The organism is Actinoallomurus soli (assembly GCF_024055715.1).
Taxonomy (GTDB): Bacteria; Actinomycetota; Actinomycetes; order Streptosporangiales; family Streptosporangiaceae; genus Actinoallomurus; species Actinoallomurus soli.
In genome coordinates this window covers 267,417-283,272 of sequence record NZ_JAMXMV010000008.1, presented here as the reverse complement: position 1 = coordinate 283,272, position 15,856 = coordinate 267,417, and the positions used below count along the sequence as shown (strand labels likewise).

General features: G+C 71.3%; 15 protein-coding genes. 5 read left to right on the top strand and 10 right to left on the bottom strand.

The genetic code is table 11. The features are described from left to right. Positions 1 to 75: 75 nt before the first annotated feature. Positions 76 to 1,410, bottom strand: coding sequence for a tyrosine recombinase XerC (locus tag NDW01_RS21980; protein ID WP_308211756.1), 1,335 nt, complete (start codon positions 1,408 to 1,410; stop codon positions 76 to 78). Between the two features lie 214 nt (positions 1,411 to 1,624). Here NDW01_RS21980 and NDW01_RS21975 point away from each other — a divergent pair, with 214 nt between their 5' ends. The 3 genes from NDW01_RS21975 to dprA all read left to right on the top strand — a co-directional run bounded on the left by NDW01_RS21975 (position 1,625) and on the right by dprA (position 4,827). Next, on the top strand, positions 1,625 to 1,981 hold the full coding sequence (locus NDW01_RS21975) for a YraN family protein (RefSeq protein WP_252823142.1): 357 nt from the start codon (positions 1,625 to 1,627) through the stop codon (positions 1,979 to 1,981). Between the two features lie 2 nt (positions 1,982 to 1,983). After that, positions 1,984 to 3,543: a YifB family Mg chelatase-like AAA ATPase gene (locus tag NDW01_RS21970; protein ID WP_252823141.1), complete on the top strand. Its 1,560-nt coding sequence runs from the start codon at positions 1,984 to 1,986 to the stop codon at positions 3,541 to 3,543. Positions 3,544 to 3,672: 129 nt separating this feature from the next. Beyond that, positions 3,673 to 4,827, top strand: coding sequence for a DNA-processing protein DprA (dprA, locus tag NDW01_RS21965; protein ID WP_252823139.1), 1,155 nt, complete (start codon positions 3,673 to 3,675; stop codon positions 4,825 to 4,827). A 330-nt stretch (positions 4,828 to 5,157) separates the two neighbouring features. Here dprA and NDW01_RS21960 read toward each other — a convergent pair whose 3' ends face one another. The 8 genes from NDW01_RS21960 to rpsP form a co-directional block, all read right to left on the bottom strand. Beyond that, the gene (locus NDW01_RS21960) at positions 5,158 to 5,469 is read right to left on the bottom strand and encodes a DUF2469 domain-containing protein (protein WP_252776343.1); all 312 of its coding nucleotides are present in this window, start codon (positions 5,467 to 5,469) and stop codon (positions 5,158 to 5,160) included. 27 nt (positions 5,470 to 5,496) lie between these two features. After that, positions 5,497 to 6,258 carry a ribonuclease HII gene (locus tag NDW01_RS21955; protein ID WP_406567749.1) on the bottom strand — a complete coding sequence of 254 codons (762 nt, stop codon included), beginning with the start codon at positions 6,256 to 6,258 and terminating at the stop codon, positions 5,497 to 5,499. An 81-nt stretch (positions 6,259 to 6,339) separates the two neighbouring features. Beyond that, positions 6,340 to 7,431 carry a signal peptidase I gene (gene lepB, locus NDW01_RS21950; protein ID WP_308211755.1) on the bottom strand — a complete coding sequence of 364 codons (1,092 nt, stop codon included), beginning with the start codon at positions 7,429 to 7,431 and terminating at the stop codon, positions 6,340 to 6,342. A 145-nt stretch (positions 7,432 to 7,576) separates the two neighbouring features. Next, a complete protein-coding gene (gene rplS / locus NDW01_RS21945; protein WP_252776340.1) occupies positions 7,577 to 7,927 on the bottom strand; it encodes a 50S ribosomal protein L19 in 351 nt (116 codons plus the stop codon). A gap of 105 nt (positions 7,928 to 8,032) precedes the next feature. Continuing rightward, a complete protein-coding gene (trmD, locus tag NDW01_RS21940; protein WP_252823136.1) occupies positions 8,033 to 8,806 on the bottom strand; it encodes a tRNA (guanosine(37)-N1)-methyltransferase TrmD in 774 nt (257 codons plus the stop codon). A 199-nt stretch (positions 8,807 to 9,005) separates the two neighbouring features. After that, positions 9,006 to 9,506, bottom strand: a complete 501-nt coding sequence (gene rimM, locus NDW01_RS21935; protein WP_252823134.1) for a ribosome maturation factor RimM — start codon at positions 9,504 to 9,506, stop codon at positions 9,006 to 9,008. 55 nt (positions 9,507 to 9,561) lie between these two features. Then, entirely contained in the window at positions 9,562 to 9,804 is a 243-nt protein-coding gene (locus NDW01_RS21930; protein ID WP_252776333.1) for an RNA-binding protein, read from the bottom strand. 1 nt (position 9,805) lies between these two features. Further along, the gene (rpsP, locus tag NDW01_RS21925) at positions 9,806 to 10,273 is read right to left on the bottom strand and encodes a 30S ribosomal protein S16 (RefSeq protein ID WP_252776330.1); all 468 of its coding nucleotides are present in this window, start codon (positions 10,271 to 10,273) and stop codon (positions 9,806 to 9,808) included. A gap of 297 nt (positions 10,274 to 10,570) precedes the next feature. On the opposite strand from rpsP, the gene NDW01_RS21920 reads away from it, so the two are divergent. Next, positions 10,571 to 12,172 (top strand): aldehyde dehydrogenase (NADP(+)), encoded by a 1,602-nt coding sequence (locus NDW01_RS21920; RefSeq protein WP_252823133.1) that lies wholly within the window; start codon positions 10,571 to 10,573, stop codon positions 12,170 to 12,172. 188 nt (positions 12,173 to 12,360) lie between these two features. Here NDW01_RS21920 and ffh read toward each other — a convergent pair whose 3' ends face one another. Next, on the bottom strand, positions 12,361 to 13,914 hold the full coding sequence (gene ffh / locus NDW01_RS21915; RefSeq protein ID WP_252823132.1) for a signal recognition particle protein: 1,554 nt from the start codon (positions 13,912 to 13,914) through the stop codon (positions 12,361 to 12,363). A 248-nt stretch (positions 13,915 to 14,162) separates the two neighbouring features. On the opposite strand from ffh, the gene NDW01_RS21910 reads away from it, so the two are divergent. After that, positions 14,163 to 15,818, top strand: coding sequence for an acetolactate synthase large subunit (locus tag NDW01_RS21910; protein WP_252823131.1), 1,656 nt, complete (start codon positions 14,163 to 14,165; stop codon positions 15,816 to 15,818). The last annotated feature ends 38 nt before the right edge of the window (positions 15,819 to 15,856 follow it).

The window sequence follows — 15,856 nt, the reverse complement described above, 5'->3', positions numbered from 1 at the left end:
GATCAGTCCGGCCATCGCTCATCGCGGAGAGGCGGGTAGCGATCACATACGGTCGCTCGGGAATGGGAGGCGGCGTCATGCCCTCGGATGGGCCTGCCGGTAGGCGGCCCTCAGCCGTTCCGCCGAGACGTGGGTGTAGATCTGCGTCGTCGCCAAGGAGGAGTGTCCGAGGATCTCCTGGACACTGCGCAGGTCCGCGCCTCCTTCGAGGAGATGGGTGGCCGCGCTGTGCCGGAGGCCGTGCGGGCCCATGTCGGGCAGCCCGAGTTCCGCGAGCCGGTCGTGCAGGGCGCGGCGGACGACCGTGGGATGCACCCTGCCCCCACGGGCGCCGAGGAACAGCGCCGGGCCGCTGTGCTCGTGCACGAGGGCGGGGCGGCCCCGCACCAGCCACGCCTCGACCGCCCGGGCGGCGGGCGCGCTCATCGGGACCGTCCGCTCCTTGTCCCCCTTGCCGATCACCCGGATCGTACGGCGCGCGGCGTCGATGTCATCGACGTCCAGGCCGCACAACTCCCCGATCCGGATTCCGGAGCCGTACAGCAGTTCGAACACGGCCTGGTCGCGGAGCGCGACGGCGTCGGCGCCGCCGTCCGTGCCCGCGACGGGAGCGTCCTCGTCCGCGTCGCCCGAGCTTCGGGCCGGCACCCGTTCGAGCAGTGCGGTGGCCTCGTCCTGCCGCAGCACCCTTGGCAGGGTCCTTCCCTGCTTCGGTATGCCCAGCAACGCCCCGAGATCGGTCGGCAGCAACCCGCGGCGGTGTGCGTAGGCCGTGAACACTCGCGCCGAGGCCGTACGGCGGGCCAGCGTCGCCCGCGACCTGCCCAGGGCATGCTGTGCGGCCAGCCAGGCACGGAGCATCCGGACATCGAGGCCCGCGAGGTCTCCCAGGCCCATCCGGTGGGCATGCGCCAGGAGATCGGCGACATCGCCCAGGTAGGCCCGGACGGTGTGACCGGACAGACCGCGTTCGGCCCGCAGGTGGCGTTCGAATCCGGCGAGCACCGCACCGAACTCCGCACCGTCCTCGGCGCTCAGCGCCGCACCATTCTCCGCGCTCACCGCCGCGCCGCCGTCCGCACGCAACGCCGCGCCGCCCCCCGCACGCAACGCCGCGCCGCCCTCGGCGCTCAGCGGCGCACCACTGTCCGCGCCGGCCCCTTGGCCGCCCTCCGTCCGCAGGGCCTCAGCGCTCTCCCCGCTCGCCGCCTCATCGTCCTCCCCGCTCACCACCTCGCCGCCCTCGGTGCCGATCTCCCCAGGGGACTCGTCGGCGGGGAAGTTCTCGGCGGGGCCGGCCGGGGACTGCTGCTCGGCCGGCTCGCCACCCCTCTTCACACCGGGCGACTCGGCGAGACCCGATCGGGACCGGTCGGCGGGCGTCACGCCGGTCTCCTCGTCCGCTCCCATGGCGCTCCCTCGGGGACTCGTCCCAGCCGGGGTCGCGAAGCGGCCTCGTATCCGAAGCGGGCGCCGGCTGCACGACCCACCGTACGGAGGACACCCTGCGCGACCCGGAACGGCGAATCAAGTGACCGCACCGCCGCGCCGCTTATCCACAGAACCGGATTCGGCCGACACTGGCGGGGCGCGCTCCGGCACCGTCGATGTCGGAGGTGAGCACATGCAGGCGAAGGACACGCTCGGCAGGCAGGGCGAGCAGGCCGCCGCCGAGCACCTGGCCCGGCTCGGTTGGCGGATCCTCGACCGCAACTGGCGCTGTGGCGAAGGCGAGCTGGACATCGTGGCCCGCGACGGCGCCGAGCTGGTGGTGTGCGAGGTCAAGACCCGCTCCAGCATCGCCTTCGGCACGCCCGTCGAGGCGGTGACGCCCGCCAAGGCCGCGCGACTACGGCGCCTGGCGGGCCGCTGGCTGGCCGCCCACGGCGTCGGCCATGTCACCGCCCGCATCGATGTCATCGGCCTGCTCGCCGACGGGCCCGGCCGCTTCACCGTCGACCATCTGAAGGGGGTGTGCTGACGATGGCACTGGCGCGAACTCGTGCCGTCGCCCTGCTGGGCGTCGACGGGGCACTCGTCGACGTCGAGGCCGCGATCACCAGCGGCGTTCCGGGTCTGCACCTCGTGGGCCTGCCCGACACCGCGCTCAATGAGGCGCGCAGCCGTGTCCGGGCGGCGATCCTCAACAGCGGTGAGCAGTGGCCCAACCGGCACGTCACGGTCAGCCTGTTCCCCGCGAGCATGCCGAAACGCGGCAGCGGTTTCGACCTCGCCATCGCAGTGGCCTTGCTGGGCGCGGAGGACGCGTTCCCCGCCGAGGCCTGTGCGGGGACGGTGATGGTCGGCGAGCTGGGGCTCGACGGCCGGGTTCGTCCCGTGGCGGGAGTGCTGCCCGCGGTGCTCGCCGCCGCGGACGCGGGGGCCGAGACCGTCGTCGTGCCGAAGGCCAACCTCGCCGAGGCGTCGCTCGTTCCCGGCGTGCAGATCATCGGGGTGCGTTCACTGCGGGCCCTGGTGGCCCGGCTCCGTGACCAGCCGCTTCCGGAGGAGATGGAGGACGACCCCGCCGAGGAGGAGGCGACGCCGTCGCGATTCAACGGCCTGGCGGCTCGTTCGCGGGCGCGGCGCGGCGATCTCGACCTGGCCGACGTGCGCGGTCAGGCCGACGCGCGCAAGGTGCTCGAGGTCAGCGCCGCCGGTGGCCACCATCTCCTGCTCACCGGTCCACCCGGGTGCGGGAAGACCATGCTGGCCGAGCGCCTGCCCACCCTGCTACCGGAGCTCGACCACGACGCCGCCCTGGAGGTGACCGCGATCCACTCCGTGGCGGGCGGCCTCCCGACCGGACAGCCTCTGATCACCCATCCGCCCTTCTGCGCCCCGCACCACACGGCGTCGCGGGCCGCTCTGGTCGGCGGAGGCAGCAACCGGCTCATCCAGCCGGGGGCGGTGTCACTGGCGCACCGAGGTGTTCTCTTCCTGGACGAGAGCCCCGAATTCGCAGCCGGAGTGCTGGATGCCTTACGCCAGCCGCTGGAGGAGGGGGAGGTGGTCATCGCCCGGTCCGGGGCGACGGCCCGATTCCCGGCTCGGTTCACGCTGCTGCTGGCGGCGAATCGCTGCCCGTGCGCGGCCGCCAAGACCCGCGACTGCAAGTGTCCGCCGACGATGCGCGAGCGGTACCTGGGCCGACTGTCGGGACCGCTGCTCGACCGGATCGACCTGAAATCGGAGCTGAAAGAGGTGACCCGTGCGGAGCTGCGCTACGACCTGCAGCTGGCCGAGTCGAGCGCGACGGTCGCCGAGCGGGTGCTGGTCGCTCGCGACCGGGCTCGCAGACGGCTGGCCGACCTCCCCTGGCACACCAACGCCGACGTCCCCGGCCGGGAGCTCCGGCGCCGGTTCGCACCACCGCATCGGGCGCTCGCGGCGCTCGACGGGCCATTGGCCGATGGGCGGCTCAGCGCGCGTGGTCTCGACCGCGTCGTGCGGGTCGCGTGGACCCTCGCGGACCTCACCGGAAAGGACGCACCGACCGAGAGCGAGGTCGATGAGGCGTTCGGGCTGTGGCAGGGGCGCTGAAGGGCCGTCGAGCGACTCCGCCGAAGAGCCGCGCCCCCTCGCCGCGAGGGCGCGCTTCCCTCGCCATTCAGGAGTCGCGCTCTCCCTTGCCAGAGGGGCGCATCCCCACTCGTCCCCAGAGGAGGCACCATGATCTCAGCGGAGGAACGGCTCGCCCGCGCTCTCCTGACCCGCATCGCCGAGCCCGGTGATGAGCTCTTAGGGCGTCTCATCGGGAAGGAGGGAGCGATCGGTGCGCTGGACGTCGTCCGCTCGGGCTCGCCGCCGGGCACCGATCCGGCCGGTTCCGACAAGGACGGTGCGGCTCGGCGGTTCGCCGCCTGGCGGGCCAGGTTGCCCGACGCCGACCCGGAGCGTCTCCTCGCCGAATGCGACGCATTGGGGGGACGGCTCATCTGCCCGGGCGACGCGGAATGGCCGTCCCAGCTCGATGACCTCGGCGACCGCCGGCCGTACGCGCTGTGGGTGCGCGGTGATCAGGATCTGCGGTTCGGCTGTCTGCGATCGGTGGCGATGGTCGGCTCCCGGTCCGCCACCTCCTATGGGATCAACGTCGCCGCCGAGATGGGCGCCGAGCTGGCCGAGCGGGGATGGACGGTGGTGTCCGGGGGCGCGTTCGGCATCGACGCGGCGTCACATCGGGGGGTGCTCGCGGCGGACGGCCTGACCGTGGCCGTGTTCGCCTGCGGGTTCGATGTGACCTATCCGAGTTCCCACGCCGGCTTGTTCGCGGAGATCGCTCGTTACGGGCTCCTGGTCAGTGAGCTGCCACCCGGTGCTCCACCGACCCGCGGCCGCTTCCTGGTGCGCAACCGCACGATCGCGGCGCTGACCCGCGGCACCGTGGTGGTGGAGGCGGCGCGCCGAAGCGGAGCGATCAGCACGGCACGGCACGCCCGCGACCTCCGTCGCGCCGTGATGGTGGTGCCCGGGCCGGTGACCTCGGCGGCTTCCGCCGGATGCCATGTCCTGTTGCGGGAGTGGGGCGAGGCCGTCTGCGTCACCGACACCGCGGAGGTCCTCGACATGGTCGGTCTCATCGGTGACGACCTCGCGCCGGAGCGACGGGGGCCCGTTCTCGACCGAGACCGGCTCGACCCGGTGACCAGAGACGTCCTCGAGGCGATCCCCGCGCGCGGCGGAGCGGGTACGGCACGGATCGCGGTGGCCGCGGGTGTCGATCTCGACACCGCGCTCGCCGGTCTAGGTGCCCTGTCGGCGGCCGGATTCGTCGAGCGATGCGCGAAGGGGTGGAGACTGCGCCGCCGCCCCCCGGACCGCTGAGCGGATGCCGGCGAGCCGGCGGCCGGAGGCGGTACGAGAACAACCGGTGGATGATCGCACGGGACAGCCGATCGGTACTCGTCCTCGATGGTGGTCGGTGATCGGCCGAGACGGGCGTTGATGATCGTACGGAACGGCCGATCGGTGCGGGACCGGGGATAGGTGGTCGTGCGCGACTGCGGTCGCTCATCGGACGGGGCCGGCGATAGGCGGTCATGCGCGACCTCGGCCGCTGATCGGACGGGACGGGCGATAGGTGATCCTGTGACGGCCGGGAGGTGGTCGTGCGAGGCGGGCGGCACGGGTGTGCCGCCCGCCTGCGGCGCCATGTCAGCCGTTGGGCAGTTCCAGGTCGCTCTTGGCCAGCTCCTCGATGTTCACGTCCTTGAAGGTCACAACCCGAACATTCTTGACGAAGCGCGCAGGGCGGTACATGTCCCAGACCCACGCGTCCTGCATCGTCACCTCGAAGAAGGTCTCGCCGTTGTCCGTGCTGCGCACTTGCAGATCAACGGTGTTGGTGAGATAGAAGCGACGCTCGGTCTCGACGACGTACGTGAAGAGACCGACCACATCGCGGTATTCGCGGTAGAGCTGGAGCTCCATCTCGGTCTCGTACTTCTCGAGGTCTTCTGCGCTCATACTCGCGTTCCCTCCCCGAACCGCGGCTCAGGCGACGTCCGCCTGGTCGGCGGTGTCCTCATAGTGTGACGCCTCCCAATCGATCTCCCCAGCGTCTGAGGCATCGATTTCCGGTCCCGGCTCCGCCACGGCCACCCGGGCCACGTTGACGAAGGAGAGCCGATGTTCAGGACAAGGTCCATACTCCTCCAACGCCGCGGCGTGGGCACGAGTGACGTAGCCCTTGTGAACGCCGAAGCCGTACATCGGATAACGCTCGTGCAACTCCATCATGATCCGATCCCGGGTCACCTTGGCGACGATCGACGCCGCGGCGACGCACGCCGCCACCCGATCGCCCTTGGGCACCGGAAGCCCGGGCGCGCAAAGGCCCGGCACGCGGAACCCGTCCGTCAGGACGTAACCGGGCTCGACGCTCAACGCCGCGAGCGCCCGTCGCATTCCGGCGACGTTGCACCGGTGCAGGCCCACCCGGTCGATCTCCTCGCGTGGCACGATGAGGGCGTGCCAGGCCACGGCCGTGGCCGTGATCTCTTCGTACAGACGCTCCCGGCGCGCGGCGGTGAGCAGCTTGGAATCGGCCAGCCCCTCGACGCGGCGGCGACGCTCCGGCGCGAGGATCACGGCGGCCACGACCAGCGGCCCGGCGCAGGCGCCCCGGCCGGCCTCGTCGACCCCGGCCACCGGCCCGAGACCGCAGCGTTCCACCACTCGCTCGTAGGCGTACATGCCGACGTCCCGTCGCGGGGTGAGACCACGAGGGCGGTGGGCTCGGACATCGATGTACACATCAGGCAGGGTACGTCGCGGAAAGGCCCGGCCGGGGCGGAACTCCCCGCACGGCGGGCGCTCGGCGCGACCGGTCACTCCTTAGGACGTTTTCGGGCCGGCGCGCCGGAGGCGCCGGCGTCCGCCGGGGAGCGAGCCGCCACGGCGACGGCGCCTGCGCAGCAGCGTCACCGGCAGCGCACCGGCGAAACCCATCGCCAGCGGGACCGCGGGCAGTGCGCCGTCGGCGAGCGCCAGCCCCGGCTGGCCGAACGTCTGGGGGATCGACAGCAGCTTGATGCGGGTGACGGGCCAGACAACGATGAACGCCCGTCCGACGACGCGGTTCTCGGGGATCGTGCCGCCGCCGGGGTCGCCCAGGTGCCCGCGGGAGTCGTAGGACACCTCCCGGTGGTCGCCCATCACCCAGAGCCGGCCCGCAGGCACGGTGATCTTGAACTTGGTGTCGGACGGCTTGTTCTGCTCGTGAGTGACCGGATCGGTGTAGAGGTAGCCCGTCTCTTCGAGCGGATGACCGTTGACGGTGACGCGGCCCTGGGCGTCGCAGCAGGCCACGTGGTCGCCGGGCACTCCGATGACCCGCTTGATGTAGTCCTTCTCCCCCGGAACGACTCCGAAGGCGCTCCCGACGGCGTGCAGGACCTTCGTCACCGGGTTGCTCGGCTTGGAATACTGGACCTCCGGGTCCCAGGAGTCCAGGCCGTTGAAGACGACGACGTCACCGCGCTTGATGTCGCGCGTGTGGTACACGATCTTGTTGACCAGGACCCGATCGCCGACCTTGAGGGTGTTCTCCATCGACTGCGACGGGATGTAGAACGCCTGGACCGCGAACGCCTTGATGACCATGGCGAGAGCGAGGGCGACCCCGATCAGGATCGGCAGTTCCTTCCAGAAGGAGCCCTGCTTCTTCTTCCGGGAGCGCTTGCCGTCATCGGACGCCTCGCCGCCCGAGGGCTCGTCCGGTCCCGCAGACCCGGATGACGCCGCCGGACGGGCCGATCCGGCCGGCTCGGACGATCCCGGCTCGCCGGCCGTCCCGGCCGCCGATCGCGGATCCCCCGCCTCCCGGTCGTCGGAGCGCGCGCCCTCCAGGCCGTGCTGCGAAGCGTCGTGGCGCGTGTCACCGGCGGTGGCCGCGGGCTCGCGCAGGCCCTGCTCGTCGTCAGTCATCAGGGGAAGCCTAATGCCCGTGAGCCTCGGTGGCGGCCAACGTCAGCGTGTCGCCTGCCGCGTCCGTGGAAATCTCCACCGTGGCGACAAGAAGGCCCCGAACCGTCGATCGACGGGCCGGGGCCGACAGCGGGACGAAACCCGCTCAGTTGTCGCGCTTCTCCTTGATGCGGGCGGCCTTGCCGCGCAGCTCGCGGAGGTAGTAGAGCTTGGCGCGCCGCACGTCACCGCGCGTGACGACCTCGATCTTGTCGATGGACGGGCTGTTGAGCGGGAACGTCCGCTCGACGCCGACGCCGTAGCTCACCTTGCGGACGGTGAAGGTCTCGCGGGCACCGCCGCCCTGGCGCCGGATCACCACACCCTGGAAGATCTGGATGCGGCTCCGGTTGCCCTCGGTCACGCGCACGTGAACCTTGAGCGTGTCACCCGGGCGAAAGTCCGGTACGTCAGACCGCATCGCGGCCTTCTCGATCTCCTGGATCAGGGTGTGCATGACTGCGGTTCCTCGTGGTGAAACGCGCGCGGCCAGGGACGCCGACGCGCGATGCGATCTTCTGGAAGTCTGGACACGCCCAGCGTCGAACACCGGGGTGACGTCTCAGTGTGCCATACGTTCGGCGTCAACCGGAAAACCGGCCTCCGCGAGGGCCCGTCGGTCGGCCTCGTCCAGCGCGTTCCGGCCGATCAGCTCGGGCCGCCTGGCGGCGGTGCGCCGCAGCGCCTGATCACGTCGCCAGCGGGCGATCGCGGCGTGGTTCCCGGACATCAGCACCTCGGGGACGTCGCGCCCGCGCCAGGTCGCCGGCTTGGTGTACACGGGCCCTTCGAGCAGGGCCTCCATCCGGCCGGGCGCGAAGGAGTCGTCGGTCACCGAGTCGGCGTTGCCCAGCACGCCGGGCAGCAGGCGGCTGACCGCCTCCACCATCACGAGGACGGCCACCTCGCCACCGGCCAGGACGTAGTCGCCGATGCTGACCTCGTCGACCGGCATCCGCTCCCGCGCGTCCTCGATGACGCGGGCGTCGATCCCCTCATAGCGACCGCACGCGAAGACGAGCCAGGGCTCAGCGGCGTACTCGACGGCGAGTTCCTGGGTGAAGGGGCGTCCACTCGGCGTGGGAACGACGAGACGCGCGCTCGACGGAGGAGGTACGACGGCGTCCAGGGCCTCACCCCACGGCTCCGGCTTCATCACCATGCCGGGGCCGCCGCCGTACGGGGTGTCGTCGACGGTCCGGTGACGGTCGTGCGCCCAGCCGCGAAGATCGTGTACGTGGACGTCGACGTCACCGCGCCGTCGCGCCTTGCCCAGGAGGGAGACGTCGAGCGGCGCGAAGTACTCGGGGAAGATCGTGACGATGTCGAGTCTCATGGGCGCTCCGTGTGTCCTTCATCAAGTCTGCCCGTACGGGCGATCGACGGCGCCCAGGCCGTACGGTCCGCCCAGGCCGTACGGTCCGCCCAGGCCGTACGGTCCGTCCAGGCCGGGGACGCCGTCCGGCCCGTGGGCATCGGGCCGTGTGGCCGTCGGCCGCCGGGCGACGCGGAGTGGCGAGCGCCCGGGACGGGCGTCATTCCAGCAGGCCGGGCGGGGGGTCGATGACGATCCGCCCCCCGGGCACGTCGACCTCGGGAACGAGGGCGCGCACGAAGGGTATGAGCGCGTCACCACCCGGCCGCCGGACGACCAGGAGGTCCTGGCCGAGATGCTCGACGTCCACGACCTCGCCCACCTCGGTCCCGTCGGGCGTAACCGCGACGAGACCGATGAGCTCCTGGTCGTGGAACTCGTCCGGGTCGGTGCTGGGCGCGATGTCCGCGGAGTCGACCAGCAGAAGGGTGCCGCGCAGCGTCTCCGCGGCCGTGCGGTCCTCGACTCCGGCGAACCGTACGAGGAGGCGGCCGGCGTGCGGGCGTACGGACTCGATGGTCAGCGGCCCGAGGCGCGCCGGATCGGTGATGAGCGATGACCCCGGCGCGAAACGCGTGCCGGGGTCATCGGTGCTCGTATCGACGCTCACCTCGCCGCGGACCCCGTGGGCCCGGCCGATACGGCCGACGGCGAGCAGCATCAAGCCGCTCCGCCGGCGGTCGTACCGATCCCGCGGAGGATGCCGACCGCGAGCACTATCGGGCCTCGTTGAGGTCGAGGAGGTCGACGCGGATGTACCGGCCGCCCGCGAGGGCGCCGATCACCGTGCGCAGGGCCTTGGCCGTGCGGCCGTTCCGGCCGATGACCTTGCCGAGATCGTCGGGGTGCACGCGCACCTCGAGAACCCTGCCGTTGCGAAGCCGGCGGGCACGCACCCGGACGTCGTCCGGGTGCTCCACGATTCCGCGGACCAGATGCTCGAGCGCCTCCTCGAGCACCTTAGGCCTCGCTCTTGGCTTCGGAGGTCTCCTCGGCCGACGCCGACTCCTCCGCCTCGCTCTTGGCCTTCTTCGGCTCGGCCTTCTTCTTGGACTTGGGCGTCGTCGCCTTGCCCTCGGCGTCGTCCAGGGTCTCCTTGACGGCGGCCTGGAAGACCTCCTGCTTGTCGGGCTTGGGCTGGGCGACCTTCAGCGTGCCCTCCGCGCCCGGCTCGCCCTTGAACTTCTGCCAGTCGCCGGTGATCTTCAGGATCGACAGGACCGGCTCGGTCGGCTGGGCGCCCACGCCCAGCCAGTACTGCACCCGCTCGGAGTCGACCTCGATGAGCGAGGGCTCCTCCTTCGGGTGGTACTTGCCGACCTCCTCGATCGCACGCCCGTCACGCTTGGTGCGGGAGTCGGCGACGACGATCCGGTAGTACGGAGCCCGGATCTTCCCCAGACGCTTGAGCTTGATCTTGACTGCCACGGGTGTGGTGTTCTCCAGATTCGAAATAAATGAGTGGATCAGCCCCGGGTGGGGACCGGAACCGCCGCTCGGGTGGACACCGGTGCGCAGGTGAGAGAGGGCCCCACACGGTCCGGTTTTCCAGCCTGCCATTCTGCCAGACGATGACGGAGAAGTGGCAATCGATCAGCCCCCCGCGCGTCACGGTCGGCGATCGCCCGATGACGGGCGCACGGCCCGCCATGTGGGCGGCTCAGGAATAAGGGTACGCAACGATGGAGTTGGCGGCCTTTTTGCGATGAAAGTGAGCTTCAGCCGATGACCGTACATGACACGACGTCCGCTCTGACCGGAGATCAACTGATCGGCGCGCGGGACGTGCCAGGGTCGGGTGAGGAGTTCCACGCGGTCGATCCGCGGACCGGCGAGCGTCTCGAGCCGGCGTACCGTTTCGGCGTGGCGGCCGACGTCGACCGCGCCGCCGCCCTGGCGTGGGACGCGTTCGGCACGTACCGGAACACCGATCAGGAGACCCGCGCCGCGTTCCTGGAGGGGATCGCCGACCGGATCGACGCGCTCGGCGCGGAGCTGATCGACCGGGTCACCGCCGAGACCGGCATCCCGGAGGCCCGGGTCAGGGGCGAGCTCGCGCGGACCACGAACCAGTTGCGGCTCTTCGCGCGGGTCGTACGGGACGGCGGCTGGCTCGGCGCCCGCGTCGACCCGGCCGTTCCGGACCGGACCCCGCTGCCCCGGCCCGACCTGCGGCAGCGGCGGATCCCGCTGGGCCCGGTGGCGGTGTTCGCGGCGAGCAACTTCCCGCTGGCCTTCTCCGTCGCCGGCGGTGACACGGCGTCGGCGCTGGCCGCGGGCGCTCCGGTGGTCGTCAAGGCGCACCCGGCGCACCCGGGCACCTCGGAACTGGTCGGCCGGGCGATCAGGGCGGCGGTCGCCGCGCACGGTCTGCCGGAGGGCACCTTCTCGCTGCTGCACGGCGGCCGGGAGCTCGGCGTGGCGCTGGTCACCGACCCGCGGATCCGGGCCGTCGGCTTCACCGGCTCCCGGCAGGGCGGCCTGGCACTGGTGGCGGCCGCGGCGGCGCGTCCCGTGCCGATCCCGGTGTACGCGGAGATGTCCAGCGTGAACCCGGTGTTCCTGTTGCCAGGCGCGCTCCGGGAGAAGGCCGAGGATCTCGGCCCGGCGTACGTCGCCTCCCTGACCACGGGGGCCGGCCAGCTGTGCACGAGCCCCGGCCTGGTCTTCGCGATCGAGGGCGACGGACTGGACCCGTTCGTCGCGTCGGCGGCCGCGGCGCTCGGGGAGACGGCGGCGGCGCCGATGCTGAACGCGGGCATCCGCCAGGCGTACGACGACGGGGTCCGGCGGCTGGAGGGCACGGACGCGGTGACCGAGGTGGCGCGCGGCGGCGACGACGCGACGATCGCCTGTGGCGGGCGCGCCGCGCTGTTCGTCACGGACGGGGACGCCTTCCTGGCCGATGGTTCGCTCCAGGACGAGGTCTTCGGCGCCGCGTCGATCGTCGTACGGGTGCGGGACCACGCCCAGCTCCTGCAGATCGCCGAGGCTCTCGAGGGCCAGCTCACCGCGACCGTGCACGCGACACCGGAGGATCACGGGCAGGCCGCCGAGCTGCTGCCGCTGCTGGAGCTGACCGCCGGGCGGGTGATCTTCAACGGCTGGCCGACGGGCGTCGAGGTCGGGCACGCGGTTGTGCACGGCGGGCCGTTCCCCGCCACGTCCGCGCCGGCCACCACGTCGGTCGGGACCCTGGCGATCGAACGCTTCCTGCGCCCCGTCAGCTACCAGGACGCGCCCGCGGAACTGCTGCCCGCCGAACTGCGCGACGGGAACCCGCTGGGCATCTGGCGACGCGTCGACGGCGAACTCGGCCGCGACTGACCTGCCCGCCGGGCACGCAAGTGTGGCCGTCCGCCGAGCACCGTACCTGCGGCCTTCCGCCGGGCATGCGTGTGCAGCCGTCCGCCGGGCACCGTACCTGCGGCCTTCCGCCGGTCACAGGCGTACGGCCATCCGTCGGCCGCACGTGCGGCCTTCCGAGAACCCGGAGGGCCGCACGCTCGCGGCGATTACTTCTTCTTGCCCTGGAGCTTCGACAGGTCCGGCATCTGAAAACCGGGGGGCAGCTGGCCCGGAAGCCCTCCGCCGAGGCCCGGCGGGAGGCCCTGGGGCGCGCCGTCGGCACGCTGCGTCTTCTTGCCCGCCGCCTCCTGGGCGCGCTTGCGCGGATCGCCGCTGCGCTGCTTGCCCTTGCCCTTGCCCTTCTTGGCGGCCGCCTTGGCCTGCTTGCGCCGGGTGCCCGGCATGCCGGGGATGCCCATGCCGCCGGCCACCTGGCGCATCATCTTCTGCGCGTCGAAGAACCGGGTGACGAGGTTGTTGACCTCGGTGACGCTCACGCCGGAGCCGCGTGCGATGCGCGCCCGCCGCGAGCCGTTGATGATCTTGGGGTTCTGCCGCTCCTCGGGCGTCATCGAGTTGATGATGCCGCCGATCCGGTCGAGGTCGCGGTCGTCGATCTGGTCGATCTGCTGCCGCATCTGCCCCATGCCCGGCATCATGCCGAGGAGGTTCTTGATCGGGCCGAGCTTGCGGATCATCTGCATCTGCTCGAGGAAGTCCTCGAGGCTGAAGTCCTCCCCCGAAGCGAACTTCGAGGTCATCTTCTCGGCCTGCTCGGCGTCGAACGCCTTCTCGGCCTGCTCGATCAGGGTGAGGATGTCACCCATGTCGAGGATCCGGCCCGCCATGCGGTCCGGGTGGAAGACGTCGAAGTCCTCGAGCTTCTCACCGGTGGAGGCGAACATGATCGGCCGGCCGGTGATGTGCCGGACCGAGAGGGCCGCGCCACCACGGGCGTCGCCGTCGAGCTTGGTCAGCACCACGCCGTCGAAGCCGACGCCGTCGAGGAACGCCTGCGCGGTGACCACGGCGTCCTGACCGATCATCGCGTCGACGACGAAGAGGATCTCGTCGGGGCGGACCGCGTCGCGGATGTCGGCCGCCTGGCGCATCATGTCCTCGTCGATGCCGAGGCGGCCCGCGGTGTCGATGATGACCACGTCGTGCTGGGCGTGGCGGGCGTGCTCGATCGACCGGCGGGAGACCTCCACCGGGTCGCCGACGCCGTTACCGGGCTCCGGGGCGTACACCGCGGTGCCCGCCCGCTCGCCGAGCACCTGCAGCTGCTGGACGGCGTTGGGCCGCTGGAGGTCGGCGGCGACGAGCAGGGGCGCGTGCCCCTCGCTCTTCAGCCAGCGCGCGAGCTTGCCGGCGAGGGTGGTCTTACCGGAGCCCTGCAGACCCGCCAGCATGATCACGGTCGGCGGGGTCTTGGCGAACCGCACGCGGCGCGTCTCGCCGCCGAGGACGTTGATGAGCTCCTCGTTGACGATCTTGACGACCTGCTGGGCCGGGTTCAGCGCCTGCGAGACCTCCGAGCCGCGGGCCCGCTCTTTGATCTGCGCGATGAAGTCCTTGACGACGGGCAGCGCCACGTCGGCCTCGAGCAGGGCGACGCGGATCTCGCGCGCGGTCGCGTTGATGTCGGCCTCGGACAGCTTGCCCTTGCTGCGCAGCGAGGAGAAGACCGTAGTCAGCCGGTCGGAAAGCGTCTCGAACACGTGTCTGGACCAGTCCTAGGGTGCTTCGGGGATCGACCCTCAACACTATCCGCTCGGCGGCCCCCGGGTGCCGACCGCCACCGATCACTCTGGCACGACGTTCGCGGTCCTGCCAGAGGCCGCCGGCGGCCCGACGGGCCTTCCCCGCCGGCCCGGGAGTGTGATCGGCCACATCACGGAATGCCGATCCGAGCGGCGCACTTGGCCCAGATAGGTGAACATGCCGGTGAAAAGGGGAGGAAGTCCGCATGGACTCGCAGGTGGAGGCCGCCCGGCTCCTGGTCCGCTGCCTGGAGGCGGAGGGCGTCGAGTACGTCTTCGGCATCCCGGGTGAGGAGAACATCCACTTCGTCGACGCTCTGAACGAATCCTCGATCCGATACGTCCTCGTACGCCACGAGCAGGGCGCCGCGTTCATGGCGGAGATGTACGGGCGGCTGACCGGCCGTCCGGGCGTCGCGTCGGCGACGCTCGGACCGGGCGCGATCAACCTGCAGCTCGGGGTGGCCGACGCGACCACGAACAGCACCCCGGTCGTCGCGATCTCCGCGCAGGTCGGCCTGGACCGCATCTACAAGGAGTCGCACCAGATCATCGACCTCGTCTCGCTGTTCCGGCCGATCACCAAGTGGGCCGACATGGCGCCGACGCCGGAGGCCCTGCCGGAGATGGTGCGCAAGGCGTTCAAGGTGGCGCAGACGGAGCGGCCCGGCGCGGTGTACCTGGCGATCCCCGAGGACGTCGAGTCGGCCCAGGTCGACCCGTCCCTCAAGCCGCTGCCGATCAACATCGTGCGCCCGGAGGAGCCCTCCGCGTCCCAGGTGGCCCGCGCCGCCGACGTCATCGCGATGTCCCGGCAGCCGATCATCCTGGCGGGCCACGGCGCGACCCGGAACCGCGCGAGCCACGAGCTGATCCGCATGTCCGAGAGGCTCGGGATCCCGGTGGCGACGACCTTCAACGGCAAGGGCGTCTTCCCCGACGACCACGACCACGCCCTGGGCGCGGTCGGCTTCATGCGCCACGACTACGTGAACTTCGGCTTCGACGAGGCCGACGTGCTGATCTGCGTCGGGTACGAGCTTCAGGAGTTCGACCCGGTCAAGATCAACCCGCACGCCGACAAGAAGATCATCCACATTCACCGGTTCCCGGCCGAGGTCGACGACCACTACCCCGTCACGGTCGGCATCCAGGGCGACATCCGCAATTCCCTGCGCGCGCTCACCGACGCCGTACGCCGCCGCTTCGACGCCCGTGGCACCGGCGAGAAGATCCGGCGGATGCTCCACGAGGAGCTCGAACGCGGCCGCCACGAGGACCGGTTCCCCATGTCGCCGCGGCGGATCGTCACCGACATCCGCGAGGCGATGGGCCGCAAGGACATCGTCCTGGCCGACACCGGCGCCGTGAAGATGTGGATGGCGCGGATGTACCCGACGTACGAGCCCAACACGCTGCTCGTCTCCAACGGCCTGTCGTCGATGGGCTTCGCGGTCCCGGGCGCCCTCGCGGCCAAGCTCGCCTACCCCAACCGGCACGTCCTGGCCGCCACCGGCGACGGGGCGTTCCTGATGAACTCCCAGGAGCTGGAGACGGCCGTCCGCGAGAAGCTCCCGATCACCGTGCTGATCTGGGAGGACCGGGCGTACGGGCTGATCGAGTGGAAGATGGACCTGGAGATGGGCCACGACTCGAACGTCGAGTTCGGCAACCCGGACTTCGTCAAGTACGCCGAGAGCTTCGGGGCCCGCGGCTACCGCGTCGAGTCCGCGGACGCCCTCCTGCCGACGCTGCGCCAGGCCCTGGAGGAGGACACCGTCTCGGTGATCACCGTTCCGGTCGACTACTCGGAGAACCTCCGGCTCACCTCCAAGCTCGGCGAGCTCACCGACCCCTTCTGAGACACCGCCGCCGGGGAGGGCCGGCCCGCCCTCCCCGG